Raw genomic sequence first — 26549 nt, 5'->3', positions numbered from 1 at the left:
ATTCGCTTGAACGCCTTCCCGTCTTGTGCCAGCATTCAGGTGGAGGAGGATGGTCATGGTGTCGACCCTGTCGCACATCAAGGAGATTGAGCGCGTCGCCATGGGCGGGGCCTCGGATCGTGATCGCCCTGTTATTCAATCCTGGCTGCGCTGCCTCAATGATTATCGGCTTAATCCTGCCCAGACGCAGGAAGCTTATATCGTGCCCGACACATTGCTGCGGGAGCATCGTGAGCAGTCGGAAGAACTCATCCGCATCGGGCGTACCGGTCTTGAAGCGCTGTTCAGGCAAGTCGCCGATCAAAGCTATGTCCTGCTGCTGTCGGATGCACGTGGCGTCACTGTGGAATTCATGGGCGACCCCACATTCGACAATCAGCTGCGCAAGGCGGGTCTCTATCTCGGATCGGAATGGTCGGAAGATCGCGCGGGAACCTGCGCCGTCGGGGCCTGCATGGTTTCGGGCAAGCCCGTCATCATCCATCAGGACGATCATTTTGACGCCTGTCATATCGGCTTGACCTGCACGGCAGCGCCCATTTTCGATACGTTTGGCGATCTGTCGGCGGTGCTCGATATTTCGCAACTGCGCTCGCCGACTGCGAAAGCCAGCCAGCAGCTGGCGCTGCATCTGGTCGCTTCGACAGCGCGGCGGATCGAGCTTGCCAATCTGATGACCAGGGCCCGCGAGGACTGGGTCTTGCGTCTGGCGCGATTGCCGGATTTTCTCGATGTCGATCCCGATGCGGCGATTACGATTGATGGCAGCGGTACGATTACCGGCATGACGCATGGCGGTTTTGGTGCGGTCGCACGCGGCATGAACCTGAGCACAATCTCGACCAGGGACTTTATCGGGAAACCCATTTCCAGTGTCTTCGATATCGATATTGATCAGCTTCCGGCGTTGATGCGCGGACGGCCCAATGGCGAGCGCTTGCTCCGGGCGCGCAACGGTCTGGCGCTGTTTGCAAGCGCCATTGCGCCTGTCAGCAGTTTCCGCGCACCTGCGACCAGCGTCTCCGTGCGATTGCCTGCGGCCTTGCGCCAGTTGAGTTTCGGCGACCCGGCCATGGAAGCGCTTCAGGCCCGTGCGGCCAAACTGGCGGACCGGCATATCCCCATTCTCATCAAGGGCGAAACCGGCAGCGGCAAGGAATATCTGGCGCGCGCCATTCATGACAGCAACGCCAAACCCGGCCCCTTCATCGCGGTCAATTGCGCGGCAATACCGGAACAACTGATTGAATCCGAATTGTTCGGCTATGTGCCCGGCGCTTTCACCGGCGCGATGCAGAAGGGAAAGACCGGGCTTATCGAGGCGGCCAATGGCGGCACGCTGTTTTTGGACGAGATCGGCGACATGCCGCTTGCGCTGCAAAGCCGCCTGCTGCGCGTTCTGTCCGAAAGCGAAATCCAGCCTGTCGGTGCGCTGAAGCCGAAATCGGTCAAGTTCCGGCTTTTGTCGGCATCGCATCGCGATCTGGCTGCGCTCGCTGCCGAAGGGCGTTTTCGTGAAGATCTGCTCTATCGGCTCAATGCCGCGACGCTGACCCTGCCGTCGCTGCGACAGAGGCAGGATTTCGACAATCTGGTCGATCATCTTCTGCGCCGTATCGGGGAAGAAGAGGGCGAGACGATCACGCTTGATCGCGCCGCGCGAAAAGCGCTGGCGGGCTATGGCTGGCCGGGAAATCTGCGTGAACTCGACAATACGTTGCGTGTTGCAGCCGCAATTGCAACAGATGCAACAATCACCATCGACTGTCTGCCCGAACATTTTCAGGCCGAAATCGCCATGGGAAATGGTCGTACAGACCAGCAAGCCTTACGCCGCGAGCTTGACGCATGCGGCAACAATATTTCCGCGCTGGCGCGAAAACTCGGCGTCAATCGGTCGACGATCCATCGTCGTTTGAAGCAGACACACTGACGGTGCAACAGTTGCAACAGCTGTTGCATAAACCCTGTTGCATCGGTTCAGGCTGGATTCTTTCATCTAAATAAAATAACGAAAAAACAATGGCTTAGATCATAGGCCGCAACTGGCACGCGGCTTGCTATTTCCTCCTTTGACGCAACTGGAGGAGAAATATATGCGTGCGTTGCGCTTTTATGCTGCCAAGGATCTGCGCGTTGAAGACGTGCCGGCGCCGGTTGATCTTGGCGCGGATCAGGTTCTGATTGAAAACCGCTTTTGCGGCATCTGCGGGACCGATCTGCACGAATATGCCTATGGTCCGATTTTCATTCCGACTGAACCGCATCCCTTCACCAAGGCGAGTGGTCCTCAGATTTTGGGCCATGAATTTGGCGGTGTGGTCAAGGCGGTGGGGGCTGATGTTCACCACGTGAGGGTGGGCGACCGCGTGTCGGTACAACCGCTCATCATGCCGCGGGCAGGCGACTATTTTGCTGATCGTGGGCTTTATCATTTGAGCACCAGTCTGGCGCTAGCGGGACTGTCATGGCATTCGGGCGGCATGGCCGAACAGGCCTTGCTCAACAGCTATAATGTCCAGCCCATTCCCGACGATCTCAGCGATGAAGAGGCGGCGCTGATCGAGCCAACGGCAGTTGCGGTTTATGCCTGTGACCGTGGCGGCGTGACGGCTGGCAACAGCGTGCTTGTCACGGGCGCTGGTCCCATCGGCATTCTGGTGGCGATGGCGGCGCGGGCCGCAGGCGCTTCGCAGATATTCCTGTCCGATCTGAACGAGACACGCTTGCAGCTCGCGCGTGAAAAACTGGGTGACATTCGCACCATCAATCCGAAATCGGAAAATGTCGGTGATGTGGTCCGAGCGGAAACCGAAGGCAATGTCGGCTGTGATGTGGCTATCGAATGCGTCGGCAATGAACATGCCTTGAAGAACTGTACCGATGCTGTTCGCAAACAGGGCGTTGTGGTGCAGACCGGCCTTCACCCACATGAAAACCCGCTCAACTGGTTCGATGTCACGTTCAAGGATATCGATATTCGCGGCTCCTGGGCCTACCCCACCCATTACTGGCCGCGTGTCGCAAGGCTGATTGCGAGCGGCCAAATCCCGGCGAAAAAGATCGTTACCAAGACAATCGCGTTGGAGGACGCTGTTGCCGAAGGTTTCGACCGCTTGCTCGACCCGGCGGGTACGCAGCTCAAAATTCTGATCGATCTCAAAAGATAACGCATTTCACTGCCGGGCTTGGGAGAGCCCGGCGTCAATATCTAAGGGAGGAAATTGCAATGCTTGAGAAAACACCAAATGTCCGCGTGCAGGCCTTTCTCGACAAGTTCGGCGCAGCACTTGAAGCGGCCCGGATAGATGAAGCAGTTTCGATGTTTGCCGATGATTGCTACTGGCGCGATCTGGTCGCCTTCACCTGGAACATCAAGACTGTGGAGGGTCATGATCAGGTGCGCGATATGCTGCAATCGCAATTGCAGCTTGTGAAACCGACAAAATGGCTCGTCGCAGCAGGGGAGACAGCGACGGAAGCCGATGGCGTCACCGAAAGCTGGATCTCTTTTGAAACCGAAGTTGCGCGTGGTTACGGTCTCATTCGACTGAAGGGTGGCAAGATATGGACCCTTCTCACCGTCATGTCGGAGCTGAAGGGTCACGAGGAAAAGTCCGGCTTTACCCGCCCGTTGGGCGCGAAGCACGGTCAGGATCTTGGCGCCAAGACCTGGAAGGAAGAGCGCGAGGAAGAAGCCCGCACACTCGGCTATGACAAGCAGCCCTATGTGCTGGTGATTGGCGGCGGGCAGGGCGGTATTGCGCTCGGCGCACGCCTGCGCCAGCTTGGCGTGCCGACGATCATCATCGAGCGCAATGAGCGCCCCGGCGATTCATGGCGCAAGCGCTACAAGTCGCTCTGCCTGCATGATCCGGTCTGGTACGATCATCTGCCCTATATCGACTTCCCGAAAAACTGGCCGGTTTTTGCACCGAAGGACAAGATTGGCGACTGGCTGGAATTCTACACCAAGGTGATGGAGCTGAATTACTGGACACGCTCCACGGTGAAGTCTGCGCAATGGAACGAGGACAAGAAGGAATGGTCTGTGGTCGTGGACCGGGACGGCGAGGAAGTCGTTCTGCGTCCAAAGCAGCTTGTCTTCGCGACCGGCATGTCGGGCAAGGCGAATATTCCAAGCGTCAAAGGGCAGGATCGCTTCAAGGGCGAGCAGCAGCATTCGTCCCGCCACCCGGGGCCGGACGGTTACAAGGGCAAGAAGGTCGTTGTCATCGGGTCGAACAATTCGGCGCATGATATTTGCGCAGCGCTGTGCGAAGCTGGCGTGGATGTGACGATGGTGCAGCGTTCATCGACCCATATTGTTCGCTCCGAACCGCTGATGAAGCACGGGCTTGGCGCGCTTTACTCGGAAGAGGCTTTGCAAAACGGCGTCACCACCGCCAAGGCCGATCTGATCTTCGCGTCGCTGCCTTATCGCATCATGCACGAGTTCCAAAAGCCCATCTATGACAAGATCCGCGAGATCGATGCCGACTTCTATGCCGCGCTTGAAAAGGCCGGCTTCCAGCTGGATTTCGGCTCGGACGGTTCGGGCCTGTTCCTCAAATATCTGCGGCGCGGCTCCGGCTATTATATCGATATCGGTGCTTCGCAACTCATCATCGACGGCAAAATCAAGCTTGCCTCGGGGCAGATTGATGAGATCACCGAGAATTCGGTCCGGCTCGCCAACGGGACAGAGCTGCCCGCCGATCTGATCGTCTATGCGACGGGCTACGGTTCAATGAACGGCTGGGTTGCCGATATCATCAATCAGGAGACGGCGGACAAGGTCGGCAAGGTCTGGGGTCTGGGGTCGGAAACGCCCAAGGACCCGGGTCCATGGGAGGGCGAAGAGCGCAATATGTGGAAGCCGACGCAGCAGGAGGCGCTGTGGTTCCATGGCGGTAACCTGCACCAGTCGCGGCATTATTCGCAATATCTGTCGCTGCAACTGAAAGCCCGCATGGAGGGCATCGATACGCCGGTCTATGAATTGCAGGCGGTGCATCACCTGCGTTGAAGTAGATTGTAAGACGCCTTGCCCGGTCGACAGCCGGGCAGGGTTTTGTTCAGGCGCCGATGGCCTTGTTTGCGGTTGCGCGGATTGCAGCGCTGAGCGCGCGCAGCGCAGCTTTTGCCTGTTGGTCGTGCACATTGGTGTAGAGCAGCACATCACGCGACGGCAGTGGGGGCAGGCCAGCTTGCGGCCCGATATCAATGGTTCCCGCCGGTGCGACGCGGCGACCCAACGCCGCGACGGCCAGCCCGGCGGAAGCGGCTGCGCCGACCGTCATGACGCCGCCGCCAACGAAGGCTTCCGTCCACGGAATATGTGCTGCATCCAGCGCATTTGTCGCCATGCTGCGCACATTGCAAGGCGCTGCCTGTGTTGCCAGACGCAAGGGTTCACCCTTGCGATATTCAAAATCGGGCGTGGCCATCCACCCGAAGGTTTCTTCCAGTATTTTCTCGCCATCGCGCCGGATGTTGTCGTGGTGCAGGACAATGGCCGCGTCGAGAAGACCGCGCTCGAAATCTGCCAGCGTATCGCGAGAGGTGGCTATCCGCATCTCCAGTACAAGGCCGGGCTCGGCGCTGCCTAGGCGCTTCAGCAGCAAGGGCAGCTCCGCACCGACGATATGATGACTGATGCCAACGATCAGACGGCGAGGATCGAGGTCGAAACAGGCGATGGCCTCCTCATGCGCCGCCACCAGTGCGCGGGCACGCGGCAAGAAGGCATCCCCGTCCGCGGAAAGGCGAACGAGCCTTGGCGTGCGCTCCAAAAGCTTGCGTCCGATGCCGTCTTCGAGACGCTTGATTTTCAGGCTCACCGCGGCTTGCGTTGTGTTGAGCGCCTCCGCGGCGCGGGTGAAGCTGCGAAGCTCGGCGGTCAGAACGAAGGCGCGGGCGGCCTCGATATCCAGTCCCTTCATGGGCATACCATTGCAATTTGTTATCATTGAAACATCTAATGATATTCTATTCAAATGTTCCGTCGATGGCTACCTTTCTTTGCATGATGCACGACATGCAAGGACATGGGTCATGATTATTGCCAATTACGGCCACCGGCTGCCATCGAACTACGATATCAATCTGATCCGGGAACGGGCGAGCGAGCGCGGGAAACTATGGGATTCCACGCCGAGGCTGCTTTTCAAGGCTTTTCTCCTCCGCGAAAGTGGGGCACTCGGCGCGACGGCCAATCACTATTCCTCGCTCTATCTGTGGCAGGACGATGCGGGTTTTCACGATTTTCTTGTCTCGGGCGCTTACATGACGGTGACGGACAGTTTTGGCCGTGCGGATATTGCGACGGCCCTCGCACTTGATGCCCGCAAAGGTGCGGCACGGAAAGCGCGCTTCCTGTATAAGGAAGAGATTGCCGTTCCGGTCGACAGCGAGCTGACCGATGTGATTGCCGCAGAGATTGAGCGCAATCGTCTGTTGGCCGGGCAGGCAATGACTGTGGCCGCTACCGTCGGTCTGGACTCGCTCAACTGGAAACTCACGCGGGTGCTGGTCTCGTCGGAGCAGCCTGAACCGACGGCGCAAGGTATTGCGTTTGAAGTCCTACATTTCGCTCGCCCGCTTCTGGAGATTTTGCCGGGAGCAGACCTGTGATGAAGAGGCAGAACGATGATGCGGATGCAGTTTCCGCAAGGCAGATAGTGCTCGCCCATTGCGCGGCTATTCTTGCGACGGCCCTGCTGGTGCTGGCTCTTGCTCTCGCGCTGGTGCCCCTTGGCAAGGCCCTGATGCCTGTGTGATCCGAACCAGACGCCGCTCACATGCACAAAAATGGCCGGGACTCGCGCCCCGGCCATTTTCGTTTGGTCTCTCTATCTGCCTAATTAAGCGGCAAGAGCTTCATCTTCCGAGGTCGGAACTTCGGAAATGGTCTTCAGCACCTGGGAGGCGATCTGGTATGGGCAACCCTGCGAGTTCGGGCGGCGATCTTCAAGATAGCCCTTATAGCCGTTCTTGACGAAGGAATGCGGAACGCGGATCGAAGCGCCACGGTCTGCAACGCCGTAGGAGAACTTGTTCAGCGGGGCCGTTTCATGCTTGCCGGTCAGGCGCAGATGGTTATCCGGGCCGTAGACGTCGATGTGGTCCTGCAGGTTCTTGTCGAACTGGGCCATCAGCGCTTCGAAATAGTCCTTGCCGCCAACTTCGCGCATGAACTTTGTCGAGAAGTTGCAATGCATGCCCGAGCCGTTCCAGTCGGTGTCGCCCAGCGGCTTGCAATGGAATTCGATGTCGATTTCATACTGTTCGCAAAGGCGAAGCAGAAGGTAGCGCGCCATCCAGATCTGGTCGGCGGCGTTCTTTGAACCCTTGCCGAAAATCTGGAATTCCCACTGGCCCTTGGCCACTTCGGCATTGATGCCTTCGTGGTTGATGCCAGCGGCGAGGCACAGGTCGAGATGTTCTTCAACGATCTTGCGGGCAACCGGACCAACATTGCTGGAGCCTACACCGCAGTAATATGGACCCTGCGGGGCAGGGAAACCGTGCTCAGGGAAGCCGAGCGGGCGGCCGTTCTGATAAAGGAAATATTCCTGTTCAAAGCCGAACCATGCATCGTCGTCTTCGAGAACGGTTGCGCGGCTGTTCGATGCATGCGGCGTGACGCCATCCGGCATCATGACTTCGCACATCACAAGCACGCCGTTCGTGCGGGCTGGATCAGGATAGATGGCGACTGGCTTCAGTACGCAATCGGAGCTGCGGCCTTCGGCCTGCATCGTCGACGAACCGTCGAAGCCCCAGAGCGGCAGTTGCTCGAGCGTCGGGAACGCATCGAATTCCTTGACCTGTGTCTTGCCACGCAGGTTCGGTGTCGGAGTGTAACCGTCTAGCCAAATGTACTCGAGCTTATACTTTGTCATCGCCTAGTCTCTTTTATGATGGGTATTGTACCAACACAGTAGGGGCAGCCACCATCAATATGCTCTTCCCTGCTTCTGCCTATTGAAATGCAAGTGTCATGCCAGTTTCAAAAAGGGCGAGCTTTTTGTGGGGCTGGCTAGCCTATATGTTTGAAAAGACGAGATTTATTGAGGAGCTAAAATTTTGTCTTCATCTCACGGATGGGGAATGGCGATCAGCCCGACAGACAATGGAGAGGCTTTGAGAATGACGGTGATTATTATTTAGGCATTCGTCTAAATAATCGCCATTTCATGGTGGTGCATTAAGCGCAAAAAAAGGGCGAAGCCGCAGCTCCGCCCTTTGTTACATGCATTGAGTGGCGCTTTCGCTTTATGTCAGTCGAAAGGCATCACAGCGTGTTCTTGTGAATGCGCCCGTCCTTCATAATGACCGCCATAGTCTCTGCTGGCTTTTCCAAGGCGTGGATATCTTCAAGCGGATTGATGTTCAAAACCAGAATATCCGCAAGCGCATCCTTTTCAATAACGCCGAGCTTGCCCGGATAGGGATTGCGCAGGTTGGAAAGGGTGAGGAGTTCCGCGTTGCCGGAGGTGGCCATGCGCAGCGCCTCGGCATTCGAATACCACTGGCTGAGATGGGTGAGCATGAAGCTCTGCCGCGGCGCCAGCTGGGGTGAAAACAAGATGTCCGAACCCCAGGCGGTTTTGACCCCGTGCTTCCGGATCAGCTCATACATCTTGGGCGTCGCGGCAAACAGCTGCTCTGCTCTTTCGGCTGAGGGGCCGCTTAGCGTCCCGGTATCCGCCGCGCTCATGAATGGCTGCGTGCTAAGCCAGACATTCTTGTCGACAAACATTCGCGCGGTTTCATCGTCCATCAGATGCGCATGTTCGATACAACCCACGCCGACATTGAGCGAGCGTTGCACCGTGTGCGGTGCATAGGCATGCACGGTCATATAGGTGTTCCAGTCGCGCGCCACGTCATTGGCGGCGCGTATCTCGTTTTCGTCGAAAGTCGACATATCAAGCGGGCTGCGTGGTGATGAAACGCCGCCGCCGCCGACCAGCTTGATCTGAGACGCGCCCTGCATCAATTGCTCGCGCACGCGCATCTTGAGGCTGCCTGCATCGTCCACGATAGCCGCGCCGCCGATCTTTTCGCCGAGGCTGAGTTCGTTACCGCTACGTGGAACTTCAAAAGGCATTCTCAGATCACCATGACCTCCAGTCGTGGTGATCATTGCACCGGATGGATAAATGCGCGGACCCGGAATGATGCCATTATCAATCGCCTGTTTGAATGTGAACACCGGTCCGCCCATGTCGCGAACGGTCGTAAAGCCGCGCTCAAGCGTGCGTGCGGCCTCCGCCGTTGATGAGGCGAATATGCCTGCGGGATCGCCGGTTAGCAGGACATTCAACGGAACGGCTGCATAAAGAGTGTGCCAGTGCGCGTCAATCAGGCCGGGCATGAGAACGCGACCGCCGCAATCCACCACGGTCGCGTCGGCGGGCGGTGCGCTGTTTGTCGTATCCACGGCGACGATTTTGTTGCCCTCGACCAGAATCTGGACGTCGTCGCGCAGGCTGTCAGACTTGCCGTCAAACAGTTTGACCTGTCGGAACAAGGTCTTGGCCGTTGCACCCGTCGTCTGGGCATAAAGCTTTTTCGGGGTCGCTGCCGCGATCGCCGTAGCTCCAAGCCCTGCAAGGAATGATCGGCGTGAAAAATTGTCTAGTCGGCGGGAAACCTGTTGCAAGGCGGGGCTGAGACAAGAGCAGCCGGAGCCATGGACGAAGGATTGATATTTTTGTCCCAGCCGAAACATAACAATTCCTCCCTTGTTACCTGATCGGTAAATTACAATAGCATTGAATGCTATTCAGGTGCGTTCAACTTGGCTTTGTTCCAGGTGATGCTTTCGGATTTTCAGTCAGGTCGCCGGACGGTTCGTCCCAGAGAAGCGGCTTGTCATTCGACATCAGTGTGGCGATCCACGACAGTGATGGCGATGCAGCGCAAAAGACAATGACGGCGATCAGGATCGGAACGCCGATGAAAGCGCCCGCAATGCCCCACATGAAGCTCCAGAAGAAGACGGCGAATATAACCGCGAATGGCGAGATCGACAGCGAGGCGCCGGCCAGTCGCGGTTCAAGATAGCTGCCAATGACAAACTGGATGACGTTGAGGCTGAGAAACACCACGATGGCAAATTGCCAGGAGTCGAACTGCACGATGGCGAACAGTGTTGGCAATGTCGTCGCAAAGAGCGGACCGAGCACAGGAATATAGTTGAAGGAGAAAGCGATAGCGCCCCATGCGGTCGCCAGTTCCAGCCCTGCGCCAAGCGCGAAAAGCCAGACGATCAGGCCGGTGAGCACGCTGGCAAATGTGCGCACCAGCATATAGCGCCGCAGTTTCGCGCCGATGATGCGGTCGCAAAGCAGGATGGTCTTGCCATAGGGCTGGGCATAGGGCGAAGTCAGACGCTTGTTGAAGTCATCAACTTCCAGCAGGCCGAGCATCAGGAAGATGAAGACGAGAAGCAGGAAGCCGGCAAAACTGTTCAGCCGTCCCGCCATGCCCTGCATGAAGCGGACCGCCCACAGAACATCGAACCGATCAGCCAATGGCCCGACAAGTGCAATGCCATGTTCTTCCAGCCAGTCAGTCCAGCCGAGATAAATGCTCTGCAAACGGTCGGCATTGACGAAGAACCATTGTCCGAGTTTGCTGATACCCCAGACGAGCGACGATCCGACGGCGATCATCACCGCCATGGAAACCACGAGGGTTATCAGCAAAGCGAGGCCGCGCGGCATATAGCGTTGCAGGATGGACTGGCACGGCCACACCATGGCGATGATGAACAGCGCGAAAACAAGCGGCGCGAAAACCGACTGCGCCACATACATCAAGGCAAGTATAAGTATGGCCGGTACGATGACGCCGACTGTCCGCGTGCTTTCTGTCATGCGACGGGCACCCCGCCATGTGTTGGCGTGGTGCTGAAGCAAGTCCGGTCAGTTCGACAGCGACCTGTCATGACCGCAACTCAGTAGTCGACAGCGTCGCGAATGATCGGGCAGGTCATGCAATGGCCGCCGCCGCGTCCGCGTCCAAGTTCCGCGCCGGTGATGGTGATGACCTCGATGCCTTGCTTGCGCAGCAGCGTGTTTGCATAGGTGTTGCGGTCATAGGCAAAGACCACGCCGGGGGAAGCGCAGACCAGATTGGCGCCGCTGTCCCATTGCGTGCGCTCGCGCATGTAATCATTGCCGCCGGTTTCGACGACGCGCATCTTCTTTAGGCCCAGCGCATCGCGAACGGTATCGACGAAGCTACCCTTGTCCTTGTGCAGCTCGACGCCGCCCTTGCCGTCAGGGCGATAGGAGAAGGCATCAATTCCGTCGACAATATCCGGATAGATCAGCACGCAATCCCGATCAGCGAAGGTGAACACCGTATCGAGATGCATTGCAGCACGCAGTTTCGGCATGGCCGCGACGATAACGCGTTCCGCCCCACCTTTGGCAAACAGGGCTTGCGCGACCTGACTGATGGCCTGCCGGGAGGTGCGTTCACTCATACCGATAAGCACATTGCCCTTGCCGATAGGCATCACATCGCCGCCTTCCAGCGTGGCCAGGCCCCAATCCTTCGTCGGGTCGCCCCACCAGACATTGACGTTACCTGCAAAGTCTGGATGGAACTTGTAGATGGACGATGTGAGAATTGTCTCTTCATGGCGGGCTGGCCAGTAGAGCGAATTGAGCGTCACGCCGCCATAGATCCAGCACGTCGTATCGCGTGTGTAGAGCGTGTTGGGCAGCGGTGGCAGCAGATATTCATTGGCCCCGGCGGCATCGCGGATCAGCGCAAGCTGCTCGCCGCCAATCGCCTCGGGAAATTCGGTCGTCGACAGGCCGCCGATCAGCGTTTCCGCCAGTTCGCGGTTGGATAGGCCTTCGAGATAGGAGCGTACTTCATCGATCAGACCAAGCCCGATCTGGTTCGGTACAATCTGATGGTCGAGAATCCATTTCTTTGCTTCCGGTACGGCCAGCGTTTCGGCAAGCAGATTGTGCATTTCCAGCACTTCAATGCCGCGATCACGCATCTTGGTCATGAAGTCGAAATGGTCGCGCTTGGCATTGTCGACCCACATGACATCATCGAACAGCAGATCGTCGCAATTGCTTGGGGTCAGGCGCTGGTGGGCGCGCCCCGGCGCGCAGACAAGCACCTTGCGCAGTTGACCGACTTCAGAATGTACACCAAGCGGAGTGCCGTTTGTCATGGTGCTTGAACCTCCCTACGCGTGATTATTCGCCGATTGACTCAATGTGTGATGAGGCCTGTCATCAGACCGTAGAACCCGATCAAACCCGCAAGCACGGTTATGCCGAAGATCACGAGTTCGACCGTGGTGAAGAGCTGCACTTTCTGTTCGCGACGTGCCCAGAAATAGAGGATCGTGCCCGGCACGAAGAGAACCGCCACGAGCAGCACATATTTGAGCCCGGCGGCGACGAACATGAAGATGGTGTAGATGGCCGCAATCCACGCAAAAGCCTGATCGCGTCCACGTCCGCCTTCGCCCGGCGCATATCCTTCTCCGCGACGGGCAACCAGAATGCCGTAACCGGCTACAAGCAGATAAGGCAGAAGCGAGGTCACGCTCGTCATATCGAGCATGAAGTTGAAGGCATCCTGCGACCAGTAGGTCGAGATGACGAACAGCGAGACGACGATATTGGTCAACCACAACGCATTGGCCGGAACCCGGTTGTTGTTTTGCGCGGCGAACATTTTCGGCATGTCTTCCGATTTCGCGGCGGCAAACAGAACTTCGGCGCAGATCAGCGACCATGCGAGATAAGCGCCGAGAACCGAAACCAGCACGCCGATCGAAATGAACACCGCACCCCAATGGCCAGCCACCGTTTCAAGAACGCTGGCAAGTGACGGTTGCTGTACGGCGGCAATGGCGGATTGCGGCATGACGGCATAGGGCAGCAGCGTGACTGCAACCATCAGGCCCAGCACGCCAACAAAGCCGAGAATGGTTGCCGTACCGACATCGGAGCGTTTCTTGGCGAAGCGGGAGTAAACGCTCGCGCCTTCAATGCCGATGAACACGAAGACAGTGATCAGCATCGTGTCGCGCACCTGCGCGATTAGCGGCTTGGCGGGCATATCGGGGCCGCCGAAGAAGTTCTCGGCAAACTGATCGTAGTTGAATGCAAAGATCAGCACGAGAATGAAGACGATGATCGGCACGATCTTGGCCACGGTGACGATCGTGTTGATGAATGTCGCCTGTTCGACGCCGCGCAGGATCATCAGGTGAAACGCCCAGATGCCGATGAGTGACACGACAATGGCTGGAATACTGCTGCCGTCGCCGAAAATATCGGGAAAGAAGCGGCCGAGCGTGGAGCCGATCAGCACCCAGTAAAACACGTTGCCGAGACAACTGCCGAGCCAGTAGCCAAAGGCCGACAGGAAGCCCATATAGTTGCCGAAACCGGCTTTGGCATAGGCAAAGACGCCGGAGTCGATATCGGGTTTTTTCTCGGCTAATAACTGGAAGACGCGTGCCAGCATATACATGCCGGTGCCGGCGATCAGCCAGGCAATGATGGCCCCGAATGGGCCGGTAGCCGCACCAAAACGACCGGGCAGGTTGAAGATGCCTGCGCCGACCATTGAACCCACAACCATGGCAGTGAGCGCGAGAAGCGGAAGTTTTTGATTGTCGCCTGACGCCATAGTCCCCTCTCATTACGTAACGAATAAGAACAAGATACGAAAGCAGTTCCGGGCAGATGATCGAGCAGTCTGATATGGGCGAGAGTTAGCTAAAAAGTCCCTGTATATTAGCTGTTCCGAAGCTACTGCATGTCAGATGATAAGTAAACCGCCAAGACGTCGATAGCAGACGCTAATAAGGCATATGTTTCAATCCGGTACAGGCATATTTAAGGATCAATAGGCGCGCAATAGCGTTCGTCAAGGCCAGTATCGGGAAATAAATCCACTATAAATTTGTTCGCATTGGCTGTGCCTCGAGATCAGCGATTCCGGGGCTGGAAAGGTACTTTTGGAGAGTACCTGTCAGCGGCGCTCCACCATTTGCGACTTGGCGATGACCTTGACCACCCAATCAGCAAAGACGCGCAGACGATTGCTGAGATGTCGGTTGGGCGGATAGACCAGATAAATCGGCATCGGTTCGATCTGCCAGTCTTCGAGGACTGGCCGCAACGTGCCTTTTTCCAGATCCTCCTGAACCATGAAGAGGGGCGCTTGTGCGACGCCCAGACCGGCGCGGACTGCCGCCAGATAGGTGGTCGATTCATTGGCGGCCACGACATAGCGCCCGTTGATCTCGACTTCCTCCGTGCCGCGCTTGAAGTGAAACGGCATTTGCTGCCCGGTGGAGGGTCGGAAATAGCCGACCGCATAGGTGTTGCTGGCAAGGTCCGACGGGTGGTGCGGCGTAGAACAGCGATCGAGATATTCGGCGGAAGCACAGGCAATAAAATGCATGTCGCCAATGCGCCGTGCGATCAGCGACTGGTCGGTCAACTCGCCAATGCGAATGGCGCAATCCACATTCTCCGCCACATAATCAACCGGGCGATCCGAAACGCCAAGGTCGATCTGGATATCGGGATAGCGCTGGTGAAACTCGATCAGGGCGGGAATGACGATTAAATTGGCGACGGCGCTCGCCATTTCCACGCGCAGGCGACCTTTGGGCAAGGTCTGTGCGCTGGACAGGCTGCCGTCGAGTTCCTGCAAATCGGCCAACAGGCGGGCCGCACGCTCATAGTAAAGTGCGCCGTCCGGTGTTACGAGAACACGACGGGTGGTGCGATTGAGGAGTTTTGCGCCCAGATGGGCTTCCAATCCCTGAATGAGATTGCTGATGGTTGCCTTGGGCATGCTGAGTGACGCGGAAGCGCGCGTAAAGTTTCCGGTTTCGACAACCCGGAGAAAGGCGCGCATGGCCGAGAGTTGGTCCATTGATTAATAACCGTCATTGTTCGATATTTTGGATAGTGTAACCAATCCAGGGGGACTATTCCAGATAATAGACAATGCTAATATTTGACCATGGCGGTTTGCCGCTAGACATGAAAGCTAAGAAAGATGTGCGAGAAGTTCACGGTTGAAACAATGCAGGCTGGCAATTGCGCCTGCACGGCACGCATTTATCGCGGCGCCAAATTGCTTTCACCGCCACCTGTGGTGCTGCATCTCCATGGTGGGGCTTTCTCAGCTGATTGTCCAGATGCCTGCGAGGGTGTCGCCGAAGCTCTTGCCGATGCGGGAGCGGTGGTCGTCTCGCCGGAATATTCGTCGGCCTGTCTCAACCCGTTCCCGGCGGCGCTTGAGGTGGCCTATGCCATTCTGACTTCGATGCGTGCGCGTTGCCCGGAGTTTGCACACAAGAAGTCGATGCTGTTCGTTGCCGGTGAAGAGGCGGGCGGCAATATTGCAGCCGGTTTGGCGCTTATGGCGCGAGATCAGAATCTGACGGATCTTAAAGGTCAGATATTGCTTTCGCCCATGCTAGATCCTTGCCTTGCGACGGCATCTTTCCGCAAATACTGCCCGGAAAGTGCAGTGCAGACAATGTCGGATGGCTGGCAGCATTATCTGGGGCAGTGCGGTGGGTTTACCCACCCCTATGCCGCGCCTGCGCTGTGTACGCGTCTTGCCGGTCTGGTGCCGACACTGCTCGTCACCGGTGCTGAATGCCCGATGCGTGACGAGACCCAGGCCTATGCCGAGCGGCTGCGTCAGGCAGGCGTCAAGGTTCAGTCCCATGTCCTGCCGGGTCAGGCTGGCTGGATACCGGAAAGCACCGTGGCCGACCGCGAGTGGCCGCCACAAAAAGAAGCCCTTACTGGCCTGTTTTCGGATTTCTTCCGGCGGGCTGGTGCAAAAGCAATACCAGCATAACGTCGGTTCAAAAGTCCTCCCAAGCTTTGTTCTGACGATCAGAATGTAGCCGGCTCCGACCGGCAAGGAGATACAACATGACGTCGATCATTGGACGCCGGGCCCTGTGGGGCGCCGGCCTGAGTATTCTATTGTCTGCAGCTGGCGGTGGCGCCATTCTCTTTGGCGCTCCCCATCTGAAGGCGGACGCAGCGACGGACATGTCCGCGCCTCCGCCTGCCGTGCCGGTTTCAGTCGCCAAGGCGGAATCCCGCCGCATTTCGACCTGGGAAGAATTTTCGGGTCGCCTTGAGGCAATCGAGCGCGTGGAAATTCGCCCGCGTGTCGGCGGTGCTATTCTGAAAGCGCATTTCCGTGAAGGAGCGCTGGTCAAGCAGGGCGATCTGCTTGTCACCATTGATCCAGAGCCTTATGCGGCAACGGTTGAAAAAGCCAAGGCGCAGGTTTCCGCCGAGGAAGCGCGCGTGGCGCTGGCGAAGACGGAACTGGATCGCGGTCGCCAGCTTGTAACCACCCGCACGCTCGCCCAGAGCGGGCTGGACCAGCGGTCGAGCGCCTTTGACGAGGCGCAGGCAAGCCTGCGTTCTGCCAAGGCGGCACTTCGCTCCGCTGAACTCGACCTCCAATATACGGAAGTGCGCGCGCCGATTTCTGGTCGCGTTGGACGTCTGGAAGTCACCGCTGGCAATCTGGTTGCCGCCAGTTCCGCTTCGCCGGTGCTCACCACGCTTGTGTCGGTCGATCCGATCTATGCAAGCTTCAGCGCCAATGAAGAGGTTGTCACCAAGGCTCTTGCCAAGCTTGCCGCATCGCCGGGCGGTAGCGCCATTGAACGTATCCCCGTTCAGATTGGTACAGCCGCCGATGATGGCACGCCGATTTCCGGACATATCCAGTTGATCAACAATGAAGTGGACGCCACCACGGGCACGATCCGTGTGCGTGCCGCCATCGACAATCCGGATGGCAAGCTCATTCCCGGTCAGTTTGTGCGTATTCGCTTCGGCGAGCCGGAACCGGACGAAAAGCTGGTGGTGAGCGACCGTGCCATTGCCTCCGATCAGGACAAGAAATTTGTCTTCGTCGTGGGAGCGGACAACAAGGTTGAATACCGGCAGGTGGTGCTCGGTCGCAATTATGATGGCTTGCGCATTGTCGAAAGCGGCCTGAAGGCTGGCGAAAACATCGTCGTCAACGGCCTGCAGCGCATTCGTCCGGGCGTGGTCGTCGCACCGCAACCCGTCATTGAAACACTTGCCAAGAATTAACTGAAACGGCGCGTCTGACGACGCGCGCTAAACGCAAAAGCTCAGCCTATTCAATCCGCGAGAACGCATGTTTTCGCGGAACGGGAGAGTTTTCGCTCATCCGCCTAAAGGGGGATAAACAGATGAACTTCTCACGCTTCTTCGTTGACCGCCCGGTCTTCGCTGGCGTTCTTTCGGTTCTGATCTTCGTGGCCGGTCTGATTGGCATGACAGGTCTGCCGATTTCGGAATATCCGGAAGTCGTGCCACCACAGATCGTGGTGCGCGCACAATATCCGGGTGCCAACCCTGCCGTGATTTCCGAGACTGTCGCCACACCGCTTGAAGAACAGATCAACGGTGTTGAAGGCATGCTCTATATGCAGAGCCAGGCGACAGCCGACGGCGTCATGACATTGACTGTCACTTTCGCGCTCGGCACCGATCCTGATCAGGCGCAGCAGCTTGTGCAGAACCGTATCTCGCAGGCCGAACCGCGCCTGCCGGAAGAGGTGCGCACGCTCGGTGTTACTACAGCCAAAAGCTCGCCCGACCTCACGCTGGTTGTTCACCTCATCTCGCCCGATGGCCGATATGACGTGAACTATCTGCGCAACTATGCCGTTTTGAACGTCAAGGACCGCATCGCGCGTATTGCTGGTGTCGGTCAGGTGCAGATATTCGGCGGCGGCGATTATTCCATGCGCGTCTGGATCGACCCGCAAAAGGCAGCCGAGCGTGGACTTTCCGCGAGCGATATCGCAAACGCAATCCGGCAGCAGAATGTTCAGGCCGCTGCTGGCGTGATCGGTGCTTCACCGAATGTGGCCGGTCTTGATCTTCAACTGTCCGTCAATGCGCAAGGCCGTCTTCAGACACCGGAAGACTTCGCCAATATCGTCGTGAAGTCGGGTAACGAAGGCGAAATCACCCGCCTTGGCGATGTTGCCCGCGTCGAGATGGGTGCTGCGGATTACTCGTTGCGCTCTCTGCTCGACAACAAGCAGGCGGTTGGCATGGGCGTGTTTCAGGCGCCAGGTTCCAACGCTTTGCAGATTTCGGAAAATGTGCACGCGGCCATGGCCGATCTGAAGAAGACCATGCCGGAAGGCGTGGATTTCGATATTGTCTATGACACGACAGCATTTGTGAAAGCCTCTATCGAGTCGGTTATTCACACCCTGCTCGAAGCCATCGTTCTGGTGGTGATCGTGGTCATTCTGTTCTTGCAGACATGGCGCGCATCGATCATCCCGCTGGTCGCGGTCCCCGTTTCCATCGTGGGTACGTTCGCGGTCATGTATATGTTCGGCTTCTCCATCAATGCGCTCAGCCTGTTCGGTCTGGTGCTGGCCATCGGTATCGTCGTCGACGACGCCATCGTGGTGGTGGAAAATGTCGAGCGTAATATCGAACAGGGACTGTCACCGGTTGAAGCGACCTATCGCGCCATGCAGGAAGTGTCTGGCCCGATCATCGCGATTGCGCTGGTGCTGGTTGCGGTCTTTGTGCCGCTGGCATTTATTACCGGGCTTACAGGCCAGTTCTATCGCCAGTTCGCGCTGACCATTGCCATCTCGACGGTGATCTCGGCCTTCAACTCGCTGACCCTGTCGCCTGCTCTCGCAGCCCTGTTGCTGCGTGGTCATGATGCGCCGAAGGATCGTCTGACCCGTGTCATGGACAAGGCGTTCGGCTGGTTCTTCCGTGGCTTCAACCGCTTCTTCGGTGCAAGCTCGAATGCCTATGGTCGCGGCGTGGGCGCAATTCTCTCGCGCAAGTCGCTGGTGATGGGCCTCTATGTCGTGCTGCTCGGCGTCACCTTCGTTCTGTTCCGTGCGGTGCCCGGTGGCTTCGTTCCGGCACAGGACAAGCAATATCTGATCGGCTTTGCGCAATTGCCGGATGCGGCCACACTTGACCGCTCGGAAGATGTCATCCGCCGCATGACGGATATTGCGCTCGACCAGCCGGGCGTTGCCAATGCCATCGCCTTCCCGGGCCTTTCGATCAATGGTTTCACCAACTCGTCGAATTCAGGCATTGTCTTCGTCACGCTGAAGCCATTCGAGGAACGCAAGACGCCCGACCTGTCGGCTGGCGCTATCACCATGCAGCTGAACCAGAAGTTCGGCTCCATTCAAGATGCGTTCATTGCCATGTTCCCGCCACCGCCGGTGCAGGGTCTGGGTACAACGGGCGGCTTCAAGCTCCAGCTTGAAGATCGCAACGGGCTTGGCTTCCGTGCGCTTGACGATGCGACCAAGGCGTTTCTCGCCAAGGCCTATCAGACGCCCGAACTGGCCGGTCTTTATTCGAGCTACCAGATCAACGTGCCGCAGCTTTATGCCGATCTGGATCGTGTGAAGGCACGTCAGCTGGGTGTGGCGGTGACCGATGTGTTCGAGACTTTGCAGATCTATCTGGGTTCGCTCTATGTCAACGACTTCAATGCATTCGGACGCACCTACAGCGTGCGCATTCAGGCCGATGCGAATTACCGCAGCCATGCCGAAGACATCGGCAAGCTAAAGGTTCGTTCGCAATCGGGCGAGATGATCCCGCTGTCGGCGCTGATGAAGGTGGAGCAGACCGTGGGTGCGGAACGCGCCATCCGGTATAATGGCTTCCTGTCTGCCGATATCAACGGCAATCCGGCCCCCGACTTCTCGTCCGGTCAGGCGCAGGCAGCTGTCGAACGGATCGCGCAGGAAACCTTGCCTCCGGGCATCGCCTTCGAGTGGACCGATCTGACCTACCAGCAGATTCTGGCTGGCAATTCAGGCTTCCTCGTCTTCCCGCTGGCGTTGCTGCTCGTCTACCTTGTGCTGGCCGCGCAATATGAAAGCCTTGCTCTACCCCTGTCGATCATCATGATTGTTCCGATGGGTATCATGGCTGCACTCACCGGCGTCTGGCTGACGGGGGGTGACAACAACGTCTTCACCCAGATTGGCTTGATAGTCCTTGTGGGACTATCGGCGAAGAACGCGATCCTGATCGTGGAATTTGCCCGCGAGCTGGAGCTTTCCGGTCGAAGCGTGGTGCAGGCCGCTGTCGAAGCCAGCCGGTTGCGTCTGCGCCCGATCCTGATGACCTCCATGGCCTTCATCATGGGCGTGGTGCCGCTGGTTACATCCACCGGTGCCGGTGCAGAAATGCGCTCCGCAATGGGCATCGCGGTCTTCGCGGGCATGATCGGCGTGACGGCCTTCGGCATCTTCATGACGCCGGTGTTCTATGTGCTGATCCGCAAGCTGAGCGGCGAGCGTCCGCTCAAGCATTCGGGCGCGAAGATCGAAGCACCGCATCTTGTGCCGGGTGAGTGATCTATCTTCCAACAAGACAAAAGGGCCGGAGCAATCCGGCCCTTTTCATATGGGTTATTGGTTGTCGCTGAAGGCGCGGATGATTGCGTCTTTCGGACTGCCATTGGCGATCAGCGCCGCCAGCAGAATGCGCGCCTGACCGGGACGAAGTGTGCGGGCGTGGATTGCACCTGCCGCAGCAAGATCGTGCCCACCGCCACCGCCGCCATAGCCCGGCGTCAACAGACCTTCCGGGACGCGGCTTGATACGACAACCGGGATGCCCCGTTCGGTGCAAAGCTTGACGGCTTCGACAATTGCCGGAGTCGCATTGCCGGAGCCAAGCGCCGCCAGAACGATGCCGCGCGCGCCTGCTGCAACACTTGCCGCAACATGGATGGCATCGCAGCCGGGATAAATGGCAACCGTATCGACGCGGCTATCGCCAATTTTTGACGGAAGCTGCACATCCGGCAGCACATCCAGCGCACGTGCCGAATGAAATGCATCGGCGTTATCGCTGCTGGCCTTATAGGCGCCCCATGCCGGGAGAACCCGCCCGCCAAAAGCGATCAATACGCCGCGTGCAGCGTTGTCGGGGTCAATGGCAAGCCCGACCGCATTAGCAAGATTGGCAGGGCCATCGGCATGCGGATGATCGGCTGTAAATTGCGCGCCGGTGAAGATGACCGGCTTTGCAAGCCGGTGCTGGAGCTGCACCAAAAGCGCGGTCTCTTCCATGGCGTCGGTGCCGTGCAGGATGACCACGCCGTCGATGGAAGCATGGTCCAGCGCTTCGCCGACCGCATTGCTGATATGTTGCATGTCGGTCAGCGTGAGCAGCGATGAATCTTTCGCCATCAGGTCGATGGGGCGCAAATCGGCGTCGATATCCGGCACGAGCGCGAGCAGGTCTTCGCCGGATAATGTCGGCGTGCTCGCACCGTCTTCACCGCGTTTGCTGGCAATGGTGCCCCCGGTGGCGATGACCGCCACCACGGGCCTGATCGGCGCTGTATTCACGTTTTCCTCACTTGGTCAGAGTGCTTGCGTCTATAGCACGTTCTGCGGCAAGTCGATGGATACGGTCGCGCATCAGATACCATCCCATGATGAGCACGGGGATGATGATCAGCAAGGAGGCGATGGTCATGGTACCGACCGGATAATCGAACGCCATCAGAACCAGAACACCGAGCAGAAAAGCCAGCGTGAGGATGCCCGTATAGGGTGCGCCGAACATCCGGAAATCAGGCCGTTCGATCTCACCGCGCCGCGCCAGATACCAGAGCTTCAGCTGGCAGAGAACGATGACGCCCCATGCAGTGATAATGCCAAGCGCAGAGAGATTGAGCGCAATCTCGAAGGCCGCCGAAGGCACGAAGGCATTGAGGACAACGCCGATCACCGTGACGACGGCAGTGACTGCGATACCGACAAAGGGAACGCCGTTCTTGTTCATCTTGGCCAGAGCCGAAGGCGCTGAGCCGGAAATGGCCATCGAATGCAGAATACGGCCTGTGGAATAGAGACCCGCATTGAGCGACGAGAGAACTGCGGTCAGCACCACAAGGTTCATGATGATATCCGCCCCCTCAACGCCGATCTTGCCGAAGAAGGTGACGAACGGGCTCTCTCCAGCGGAATAGGCCGTGTAGGGCAGAAGCAGCGAAAGCAGCAGCACCGAGCCGACATAGAAGACCAGCAGGCGGAAGACGACAGTGCGGATTGCGCCGGGCATGACCTTGCGCGGATCTTCAGTTTCGCCAGCCGTGGTGCCGATCAGTTCGATGGAGGCATAGGCGAAGACGACGCCCTGTATGATCACGAAGGCCGGTAATATGCCGTTCGGGAACAAGCCCCCGCTATCAGTGATGATGCTGAAACCGGCGGCATGACCGTCAATCGGTGTGCCGGAGACGACGAAATAAATGCCGACCACCAGAAAGGTGACGAGCGACAGAACTTTGACGAGACTGAACCAGAATTCCAGTTCGCCGAAGACTTTCACCGACATCAGGTTCATCGCAAGAACGATGAGGAGCGCGGTGAGCGCAAACATCCACTGGTCTATCCCCTGCAGCCAGGGAACATAGTGCTTGAAGAAATTCATATAGAGCGCGACGGCGGTCACATCGGCCACCGAGGTCATCGCCCAGTTCAGCCAGTACATCCAGCCAGCCGCGAAGGCCAGCTTTTCGCCGTAGAACTCGCGGGCATAGGAGACGAACGATCCCGAGCTTGGCCGATGCATGATCAGCTCGCCCAGCGCGCGCAAAACCAGAAAGGCGAAGAAGCCGCAAAGTGCATAGACGAAAACGAGGGCAGGCCCCGCCTGCGCAAGTCGCCCGCCAGCGCCGAGGAAAAGCCCCGTTCCGATCGCTCCCCCAATCGCGATCATCTGGATTTGCCGAGGCTTCAGGGCCTTGTGGTAGCCGCTATCCTCTTCGATGAAGATTTCTCGTTCAGCCGGACCGGCTTTTACGGATTCAATCGACATTGCTCCTCCCTGTGAGCGCGTTTCGACGGAGACCATTCGCGGCATGAAACGCCACCTAGGGCGTGCTGCGGGCCATTCAATGGGGAGGGTGATATTGCACCCAATTTGGTGGGTAATCTGTAAAGCTGTATGACAGATTATGGCGCTTTAACGCATATTGAAAATGACCCGTCAAGTCACCGGCAAGCACTGGATCGTCCGCCGGAAGGAGCTGTGTTTTCTGGCAAACGGAATATCTTTTTGAAAAGAAGACGTTAGCTTTCAGCTTTCGCGCATAGCGATTTTGTCTGTCTCCCAAGATTGTCCCGGTGACAATTATCCACAGGCCGTCGCGCGACGGGTTTCGGCCCGTCAATTGCGCAAAACAGTCGGTTTGAAGGGGTGAGCTTAAGAGCTGCTGCTGCCCGTGATGGCGTTGACGGCGGTTTTAACTTTGCTCAGATGCGCCTCCATGGCGGTCCGGGCGTCGGCTTCGGACCCGGCCTGGATAGCATCGACAATCCGGCGATGTTCGATATTGGATGCTTCACGGCGACCTGCCATGAGATTGATGAGTTCGGATTGCTGGACCAGAGCGTCGCGGGCATCGGCGACGATCTTGGCAAAGAGCGTATTACCGGAGGCAACAGCTATGGCGCTGTGAAACTCGGAATCGAGCAGTTCCCATTTATGCGGGTCGGTCTGGCTGTCCATCTTGTCGCAAAGCCCAAGCAGTTGCGCGAGCTGTTCGTCGCTTCGACGAAGTGCCGCCCAGCCTGCCGCCGGAACTTCGATAATGGGACGTGCTTCAATAAGATCGCGCGCGGAATAGCCGTCATAGCTGAGTTCCGCCGAGGGCGTTGCATTCAATATATAGGTGCCGCTGCCAGTCCGGGTCTGGGTGAGGCCGAGGGTTTGCAGCGAGCGCAGCGCCTCGCGCACAATGGGGCGGCTCACGCCGAACCGGTCGGCCAGCCGGGCCTCCGAGGGCAGGCGGGTGCCGACCTGAAGGCGACCGGATATGATCGCCGAGCGTATGTCGTCGAACACGACTTCGGCGGCGTTCTTCCGGTTGACCGGATGCGCTTCCGATAACCAGTCAGCCAATTCGCTCATGCCCCAGCCTCCATTCATTGCCATGCAGCTGTCAAGGTGCTGACAGCTGCATGGCAAATCATCTGCTAGGCAATTTGGGAGGCATTTTCAATCCCGACGGGCAAAACGCGCTGCGGCAAGCGATGCAACAAAGGCGATGGCCAGCATGGCGAAGGTAAACTCCGTCACTGCGTTCCAGCCGCCCGCGATCCAGAAAATGCCGCCTGCTGATCCCGCAATGCTGGAGCCGAGATAATAGGCCAGGAGGTAAAGCGAAGACGCGTGACCCTTGGTGTGGAGCGCCAGCCTTCCGACCAGAGCGCTGGCGACCGAGTGGCTGACGAAGAAGCCGACAGTGAGAAACACGATGCCGACGATGATCAGCGGCAATGGCGCAAAGAGTGTCAGTAACACGCCCGCTGCTTCAATGCCCAAGCCGATGGGAAGCACAATGAAATGGCCAAGCCTGTCGCCCATGCGACCCGCGATCCACGATGCGGCGATGCCGAACAGATAGACCGAGAAAATGGCGCCGAGCGCCGTCTGGCTCAGGCTGTAGGGCGCGGCGACAAGCCGGAAGCCGATATAGTTATAGACCGTCACAAACGAGCCCATGACCAGAAAGCCGATGGCGAACAGCAACGGCAGGGCCGGATTACGGATATGGCCGATCCATGCACTGAGGTGAAACCGCGCATTCAGACCGGGACGCGGGGTAAAATTCTGCGAGGCGGGCAGCAGCATCAGAAAGCCGATTGCGGCGGCAAGGCCCAGAAGCCCCATGCCTGCAAGGCCGACACGCCAGGAGAAGAATTCAGCCAGCGTCCCGGTGATGACGCGCCCCGCCATACCGCCGAAGGCGTTGCCCGCGATGTAGAGGCCCATGGATGCGCCAAGACCGCGCGGGTCGATTTCCTCGGCAAGATAGGTCATCGCGACCGCCGGAACACCGCCCAGCAGAAGGCCCTGCATTGCACGCAGCGCAAGCAGCATGTGCCAGTCTGGCACAAGGGCGGCGGCGATGGTGCAAAGCGCTGAGCCGAGCAGGGAGGCAAACATCAGCGAGCGACGGCCGAAGCGTTCGGAGACGATTGCCGCAAAGAAAATCGCAAAGGCCAGAAAGCCGGTGGAAACCGAAAGAGAAAGGGAGCTTGCCGCAGGCGTGATATTAAAATCATGCGCGAAGAGCGGCATCAAAGGCTGTACACAGTAAAGAAGCGAGAAGGTTGCAAAGCCCGACAGAAAGAGCGCGACACTGGCATTGCGGAATGCGGGCGTGCCTTTGACCAGATAGTGCTTTTCTTCCGGTAGAGCTCCGGGTGATGTTGGGGCGGTGACCAACTTGAGGGTGCTGTCTGGTGTTCTAACGCTATCGAGACTGCGTTCTTGGACGCGGGACATGACTTTGCCTTTTCAAAACCTCCCGAGACTTGATCTAGTCAATGGCGCATCATTTGTCTAATATATGGAACAGACGATTGTGATATGTTTTGGATATACCGATGGAATTGCGCCACCTGAGATATTTTCTGGCTGTTGCCGATGAGGGTAATTTTACGCGCGCTGCGGCAAATCTCGGGATCGGTCAGCCGCCCTTGAGCCAGCAGATCCGCGATCTGGAGAATGAAATCGGCGTCGCTCTTTTCCATCGTGTTCCCCACGGCGCGGAGCTGACGGCGGCAGGCACAGCCTTTCGTGAGGAAGCGAAGGCGGCAGTTGCCGCTGCGGAGAAGGCCAAGCTTGCCGCGCAGAGTGCTGCGCGCGGCGAGACAGGGCGTCTGGCCTTGGGTTTCACGGCGTCATCGGCCTTCAATCCGGTGGTGAGCGGAACGATCCGACGGTTTCGTGCCCGCTGGCCGGAGGTACGGCTGACGCTCACCGAAATGAACACCAGTCTCCTGATGGAAAAACTTGTGCGCGGGGAAGTGGATGCAGCTTTCATCCGTCCCGGCCTCGAAAATCCCAAGGATGTGCGCATGAAGCGCTTGGCCGATGAGCCGATGCTGATCGCCTTACCGAGCCATCATCCGCTGGCGACGCATGAGACTTTGCCGGTTTCAGCGCTTGCCAACGAAGCCTTTGTTATGTTTCCGCGCATTGTCGGCCTTAGCCTCTATGACGATGTGGTTGCCGCCTGCCGTGATGCCGGTTTTGAAATGATCGTCGCGCAGGAAGCGCCGCAAATGCCATCGGTCGTCAATCTGGTGGCTGCTGACCTCGGCGTTTCGATTGTTCCGACCGCGATTGCACAGATCAGGCTTGCTGGTGTGGCCTATAGGCCGATTGAAGGGAAGCCGCTTTCAGCACGCCTGGCGCTTGCCTCCATGAAGAGCAATCACTCGCCGTTGATCGAGAATCTCATGAGCCTTTTGCCCAATCTCTAGCGGCCAGCCATCGTAAAGTTGAGTTAAACGATCACAAATCGGTTGATCGGGCCGAATAATGAGAAAATAAACGCCATGCTATTCAAAAACTTGCTAACAGTCGTTAGGGATGGGCGCGTGTTCAGACCCCTTTGAATGCTGC

Annotated in this window: 20 protein-coding genes; 9 read left to right on the top strand and 11 right to left on the bottom strand. The window is 57.9% G+C overall.

From position 1 onward, the window contains the following. Positions 1–55 precede the first annotated feature (55 nt). From FHW00_RS09090 to FHW00_RS09080, 3 genes are all read left to right on the top strand, one after another. A complete protein-coding gene (locus FHW00_RS09090; protein WP_078338250.1) occupies positions 56–1933 on the top strand; it encodes a sigma-54-dependent Fis family transcriptional regulator in 1878 nt (625 codons plus the stop codon). Positions 1934–2096: 163 nt separating this feature from the next. Continuing rightward, on the top strand, positions 2097–3170 hold the full coding sequence (locus FHW00_RS09085; protein WP_078338251.1) for a 2,3-butanediol dehydrogenase: 1074 nt from the start codon (positions 2097–2099) through the stop codon (positions 3168–3170). 59 nt (positions 3171–3229) lie between these two features. Continuing rightward, positions 3230–5029 carry an NAD(P)/FAD-dependent oxidoreductase gene (locus FHW00_RS09080; RefSeq protein ID WP_078338252.1) on the top strand — a complete coding sequence of 600 codons (1800 nt, stop codon included), beginning with the start codon at positions 3230–3232 and terminating at the stop codon, positions 5027–5029. A gap of 49 nt (positions 5030–5078) precedes the next feature. On the opposite strand, the gene FHW00_RS09075 is transcribed toward FHW00_RS09080, so the two are convergent. Further along, complete coding sequence (locus tag FHW00_RS09075; RefSeq protein WP_078338253.1) at positions 5079–5945, bottom strand: LysR family transcriptional regulator; 867 nt, start codon at positions 5943–5945, stop codon at positions 5079–5081. Positions 5946–6057: 112 nt separating this feature from the next. Between FHW00_RS09075 and FHW00_RS09070 the strand changes: the two genes are divergently transcribed. Both FHW00_RS09070 and FHW00_RS09065 read left to right on the top strand, forming a co-directional pair. Then, positions 6058–6636 (top strand): DUF4865 family protein, encoded by a 579-nt coding sequence (locus FHW00_RS09070; protein WP_078338410.1) that lies wholly within the window; start codon positions 6058–6060, stop codon positions 6634–6636. Further along, positions 6636–6782 (top strand): hypothetical protein, encoded by a 147-nt coding sequence (locus FHW00_RS09065; RefSeq protein ID WP_162762663.1) that lies wholly within the window; start codon positions 6636–6638, stop codon positions 6780–6782. The genes FHW00_RS09070 and FHW00_RS09065 overlap by 1 nt, the downstream gene beginning before the upstream one ends. 84 nt (positions 6783–6866) lie before the next feature. On the opposite strand, the gene FHW00_RS09060 is transcribed toward FHW00_RS09065, so the two are convergent. The 6 genes from FHW00_RS09060 to FHW00_RS09035 all read right to left on the bottom strand — a co-directional run bounded on the left by FHW00_RS09060 (position 6867) and on the right by FHW00_RS09035 (position 14952). Further along, positions 6867–7907: a glutamine synthetase beta-grasp domain-containing protein gene (locus FHW00_RS09060; protein ID WP_078338254.1), complete on the bottom strand. Its 1041-nt coding sequence runs from the start codon at positions 7905–7907 to the stop codon at positions 6867–6869. Positions 7908–8299: 392 nt separating this feature from the next. After that, positions 8300–9742, bottom strand: a complete 1443-nt coding sequence (locus FHW00_RS09055) for a metal-dependent hydrolase family protein (RefSeq protein WP_078338255.1) — start codon at positions 9740–9742, stop codon at positions 8300–8302. Positions 9743–9806: 64 nt separating this feature from the next. Beyond that, positions 9807–10892 (bottom strand): AI-2E family transporter, encoded by a 1086-nt coding sequence (locus FHW00_RS09050; protein ID WP_078338256.1) that lies wholly within the window; start codon positions 10890–10892, stop codon positions 9807–9809. Between the two features lie 80 nt (positions 10893–10972). Continuing rightward, positions 10973–12217, bottom strand: a complete 1245-nt coding sequence (arcA, locus tag FHW00_RS09045) for an arginine deiminase (protein ID WP_078338257.1) — start codon at positions 12215–12217, stop codon at positions 10973–10975. A 41-nt stretch (positions 12218–12258) separates the two neighbouring features. Then, a complete protein-coding gene (locus FHW00_RS09040) occupies positions 12259–13692 on the bottom strand; it encodes a basic amino acid/polyamine antiporter (RefSeq protein WP_078338258.1) in 1434 nt (477 codons plus the stop codon). A 345-nt stretch (positions 13693–14037) separates the two neighbouring features. Next, positions 14038–14952 carry a LysR family transcriptional regulator gene (locus FHW00_RS09035; RefSeq protein WP_078338259.1) on the bottom strand — a complete coding sequence of 305 codons (915 nt, stop codon included), beginning with the start codon at positions 14950–14952 and terminating at the stop codon, positions 14038–14040. 126 nt (positions 14953–15078) lie between these two features. Here FHW00_RS09035 and FHW00_RS09030 point away from each other — a divergent pair, with 126 nt between their 5' ends. The 3 genes from FHW00_RS09030 to FHW00_RS09020 all read left to right on the top strand — a co-directional run bounded on the left by FHW00_RS09030 (position 15079) and on the right by FHW00_RS09020 (position 20470). After that, on the top strand, positions 15079–15894 hold the full coding sequence (locus FHW00_RS09030) for an alpha/beta hydrolase (protein ID WP_078338260.1): 816 nt from the start codon (positions 15079–15081) through the stop codon (positions 15892–15894). 77 nt (positions 15895–15971) lie between these two features. Further along, positions 15972–17162, top strand: a complete 1191-nt coding sequence (locus FHW00_RS09025; RefSeq protein ID WP_078338261.1) for an efflux RND transporter periplasmic adaptor subunit — start codon at positions 15972–15974, stop codon at positions 17160–17162. A 122-nt stretch (positions 17163–17284) separates the two neighbouring features. Beyond that, the gene (locus FHW00_RS09020) at positions 17285–20470 is read left to right on the top strand and encodes an efflux RND transporter permease subunit (RefSeq protein ID WP_078338262.1); all 3186 of its coding nucleotides are present in this window, start codon (positions 17285–17287) and stop codon (positions 20468–20470) included. Positions 20471–20524: 54 nt separating this feature from the next. On the opposite strand, the gene FHW00_RS09015 is transcribed toward FHW00_RS09020, so the two are convergent. From FHW00_RS09015 to FHW00_RS09000, 4 genes are all read right to left on the bottom strand, one after another. Beyond that, on the bottom strand, positions 20525–21472 hold the full coding sequence (locus FHW00_RS09015; protein WP_113534341.1) for an asparaginase: 948 nt from the start codon (positions 21470–21472) through the stop codon (positions 20525–20527). 7 nt (positions 21473–21479) lie between these two features. Further along, on the bottom strand, positions 21480–22949 hold the full coding sequence (locus tag FHW00_RS09010) for an amino acid permease (protein ID WP_113534342.1): 1470 nt from the start codon (positions 22947–22949) through the stop codon (positions 21480–21482). Positions 22950–23336: 387 nt separating this feature from the next. Beyond that, positions 23337–24044, bottom strand: coding sequence for a FadR/GntR family transcriptional regulator (locus FHW00_RS09005; RefSeq protein WP_078338263.1), 708 nt, complete (start codon positions 24042–24044; stop codon positions 23337–23339). An 87-nt stretch (positions 24045–24131) separates the two neighbouring features. Continuing rightward, entirely contained in the window at positions 24132–25424 is a 1293-nt protein-coding gene (locus FHW00_RS09000; protein ID WP_078338264.1) for an MFS transporter, read from the bottom strand. Between the two features lie 101 nt (positions 25425–25525). Between FHW00_RS09000 and FHW00_RS08995 the strand changes: the two genes are divergently transcribed. Continuing rightward, on the top strand, positions 25526–26407 hold the full coding sequence (locus FHW00_RS08995) for a LysR family transcriptional regulator (protein WP_078338265.1): 882 nt from the start codon (positions 25526–25528) through the stop codon (positions 26405–26407). Positions 26408–26549 lie beyond the last annotated feature (142 nt).

The organism is Ochrobactrum sp. P6BSIII (assembly GCF_014138065.1).
Classification (GTDB): Bacteria; Pseudomonadota; Alphaproteobacteria; order Rhizobiales; family Rhizobiaceae; genus Brucella.
Note: the sequence above shows the minus strand (reverse complement) of the source record. Positions and strands in the feature narration are given on the sequence as shown.

Bases quoted from the DNA above. Each gene is read 5' to 3' on its own strand.
- FHW00_RS09090 (WP_078338250.1), top strand. From the start codon at position 56: ATGGTGTCGACCCTGTCGCACATCAAGGAGATTGAGCGCGTCGCCATG.
- FHW00_RS09085 (WP_078338251.1), top strand. From the start codon at position 2,097: ATGCGTGCGTTGCGCTTTTATGCTGCCAAGGATCTGCGCGTTGAAGAC.
- FHW00_RS09080 (WP_078338252.1), top strand. From the start codon at position 3,230: ATGCTTGAGAAAACACCAAATGTCCGCGTGCAGGCCTTTCTCGACAAG.
- FHW00_RS09075 (WP_078338253.1), bottom strand. From the start codon at position 5,945: ATGAAGGGACTGGATATCGAGGCCGCCCGCGCCTTCGTTCTGACCGCC.
- FHW00_RS09070 (WP_078338410.1), top strand. From the start codon at position 6,058: ATGATTATTGCCAATTACGGCCACCGGCTGCCATCGAACTACGATATC.
- FHW00_RS09065 (WP_162762663.1), top strand. From the start codon at position 6,636: ATGAAGAGGCAGAACGATGATGCGGATGCAGTTTCCGCAAGGCAGATA.
- FHW00_RS09060 (WP_078338254.1), bottom strand. From the start codon at position 7,907: ATGACAAAGTATAAGCTCGAGTACATTTGGCTAGACGGTTACACTCCG.
- FHW00_RS09055 (WP_078338255.1), bottom strand. From the start codon at position 9,742: ATGTTTCGGCTGGGACAAAAATATCAATCCTTCGTCCATGGCTCCGGC.
- FHW00_RS09050 (WP_078338256.1), bottom strand. From the start codon at position 10,892: ATGACAGAAAGCACGCGGACAGTCGGCGTCATCGTACCGGCCATACTT.
- arcA (WP_078338257.1), bottom strand. From the start codon at position 12,217: ATGACAAACGGCACTCCGCTTGGTGTACATTCTGAAGTCGGTCAACTG.
- FHW00_RS09040 (WP_078338258.1), bottom strand. From the start codon at position 13,692: ATGGCGTCAGGCGACAATCAAAAACTTCCGCTTCTCGCGCTCACTGCC.
- FHW00_RS09035 (WP_078338259.1), bottom strand. From the start codon at position 14,952: ATGGACCAACTCTCGGCCATGCGCGCCTTTCTCCGGGTTGTCGAAACC.
- FHW00_RS09030 (WP_078338260.1), top strand. From the start codon at position 15,079: ATGTGCGAGAAGTTCACGGTTGAAACAATGCAGGCTGGCAATTGCGCC.
- FHW00_RS09025 (WP_078338261.1), top strand. From the start codon at position 15,972: ATGACGTCGATCATTGGACGCCGGGCCCTGTGGGGCGCCGGCCTGAGT.
- FHW00_RS09020 (WP_078338262.1), top strand. From the start codon at position 17,285: ATGAACTTCTCACGCTTCTTCGTTGACCGCCCGGTCTTCGCTGGCGTT.
- FHW00_RS09010 (WP_113534342.1), bottom strand. From the start codon at position 22,949: ATGTCGATTGAATCCGTAAAAGCCGGTCCGGCTGAACGAGAAATCTTC.
- FHW00_RS09005 (WP_078338263.1), bottom strand. From the start codon at position 24,044: ATGAGCGAATTGGCTGACTGGTTATCGGAAGCGCATCCGGTCAACCGG.
- FHW00_RS09000 (WP_078338264.1), bottom strand. From the start codon at position 25,424: ATGTCCCGCGTCCAAGAACGCAGTCTCGATAGCGTTAGAACACCAGAC.
- FHW00_RS08995 (WP_078338265.1), top strand. From the start codon at position 25,526: ATGGAATTGCGCCACCTGAGATATTTTCTGGCTGTTGCCGATGAGGGT.